1 protein-coding gene is annotated in these 2,356 nt (G+C 69.9%); it reads left to right on the forward strand.

Annotated features, from left to right (window positions below; genetic code table 11):
- Positions 1-2,356, forward strand: a 2,356-nt coding sequence (locus ABZT04_RS45885; protein WP_356066673.1) for a polyketide synthase dehydratase domain-containing protein, incomplete at both ends; no start/stop codon positions are given.

The following is a 2,356-nucleotide window of genomic DNA, read 5'->3' on the forward strand; positions in this document are numbered from 1 at the left end:
GTGCAGGTGGGGGTGTTGGAGGAGGAGTTGCTGGGGGTGTTGGCGGTGTTGGAGCCGCGGGTGGGACGGGTTCCGTTCTATTCGACGGCGAGGGGCGGGTTTGTTGGTACCGAGGAGTTGAACGGCGAGTACTGGTACGCGAACCTGCGTGGACAGGTCGGCTTCGAGGAAGCCGTACGGGAATTGGCGGAGCAGGGAGCGAGCCGCTTCATCGAGGTGTCGCCGCACCCGGTGCTGGTGTCCGCCGTGACAGAGACGGTTCAGGAGGTCGAGGGCGCCGACCAGGTGCGCGTGCTGGGCTCGTTGCGGCGTCGCGAGGGCGGCCCGGCCCGGTTCACGGTGTCGTTGGCCGAGGCGTATGTGGGTGGCGCCCCGGTGGATTGGGCCGGGTTCTTCGCGGGGTCGGGTGCTGGGCGTGTGGGGTTGCCGAGTTATGCCTTCCAGCGGTCGCGGTACTGGTTGCCGTTGAGGTCGGGTGGCGGTGATCTGGCGGGGGCCGGGCTGGGTCGGCTGGGGCATCCGATGTTGTCGGCGGCGGTGCGGGTCGGTGATCGTGACGAGTGGGTGTTCACGGGGCGGGTCTCGCAGGAAGCCCAGCCGTGGACGACTGACCATGCGGTGTTCGGGATGGTGATCGTCCCCGGGGCGGCGTTGGTGGAGTTGGCGCTCGCGGCGGGTGGCCGGGTGGACTGCCCGGTGGTCGAGGAACTGGTGTTGCAGGTTCCGTTGCTGCTGTCCGAGGGTGAGGCGCTCGATCTCCAGGTCACGGTCGGGGCACCGGACGAGGACGGCCGCCGCGACATCGCCATCTACACCGCGCCGGCCGGCAACTCCGGGCAGGACACCACCCAGCCCACCTGCCACGCCCGCGGCACCCTGACCCCCGACTCCGGCCTCCCCACAGACACGGACTGGACCGCGACCTGGCCACCGGAAGACGCGGAACCCGTTTCCGTCGACGACCTCTACGAACGCCTCGCCGGCCTCGGCTACGACTACGGACCCTCCTTCAAGGGACTGCACACCGCCTGGGCCCAGAACGAGTACATCTACGCGGAAGTCGCTCTCCCCGACGACCACATCGCCACCGCCCGCCAGTACGGCATCCACCCCGGCCTCCTCGACGCCTCGCTCCACAGCGGGCTCACCTGGCTCGACAAGGGCGGCGACCACGCGGTCCAACTGCCCTTCTCCTGGTCGGGAGTACGGCTCGGACAGCCCGGCAGCGCCCAAGTGCGGGTCCGCATCGCCTCTACGGCCGACTCCACCCTCCGGGTCGACATCGCCGACGAGCACGGCGAACTGGTCGTCAGCGCCGAGCAACTCACGTTCCGGCCGGTGGACCAGACACAACTGGAAGGCGCGCGGCGGCCGGAAGCCGGATCTCTCTACACGGTCGACTGGATCCCGGTCGCCCGGGCCGCGGACCACGCGACGCCGCGGATGGCCGGCATCGGTGAATTGACCGGTGCGGGCGAGCACTTCGCCGATCTTGACGCGCTGCTTGGTGTGGTGGCGGTGGGTGCGTCGGTGCCGGATGTGGTGGTCGTCGGCGTTGGCGTCGGGACCGAACCGGGCCCTGATGAGGAAGCTCACGCGGCACGCGTCGTGGCGGCGCGGGTGTTGGGTCTGGTGCAGGAGTGGCTGGCTGCGGAGGCGTTGTCGGAGTCCCGGCTGGTGTTGGTGACCCGGGGTGCGGTTTCGGTGGGTGACGAGTCGCCGGATGTGGCTGCTGCTGCCGCGTGGGGTCTGGTGCGCAGCGCCCAGTCCGAACACCCGGGCCGGTTCGTCCTCGTGGACCTCGACCCGGCCGAGGAGGGTGGGGAAACACAGCCGGACTGGGCCGCGCTGGCCGGTTTTGGCGAGTCGCAGGTTGCGGTGCGTGAGGGCCGGACGCTGGCGCCGCGACTGACGCGAGCGGCCGAAACGGCGCTGCCCGAGGGACCGTGGCGGTTGTCGCCTGTCGAGAAGGGGTCGTTGGAGGGTCTGGCGCTGGTTGCGTCGGATGCCGGTCGTCCGTTGGAGGCGGGCGAGGTCCGGATCGCCGTACGAGCTGCCGGTCTGAACTTCCGCGACGTACTCATCACGCTGGGCGTGTATCCGGGAGACGCGCCACTGGGTAGTGAGGCGGCGGGTGTTGTCCTGGAGACCGGTTCCGCGGTCACGGACCTGGCGCCCGGCGACCGCGTGATGGGTCTCATCCTTGAGTCGTTCGGTACGGCGGCGATCGCGGATGGCCGGATGGTTGTGCGGATGCCGGTGGGGTGGTCGTTCGAGCAGGCGGCTGCGGTGCCGGTGGTGTATCTGACGGCGTACTACGGTCTCGTGGAACTCGGCCAGCTGGTGTCTGGTGAGC

Source organism: Streptomyces sp. NPDC005492, assembly GCF_040605995.1.
In the GTDB taxonomy this organism is placed as follows: domain Bacteria; phylum Actinomycetota; class Actinomycetes; order Streptomycetales; family Streptomycetaceae; genus Streptomyces.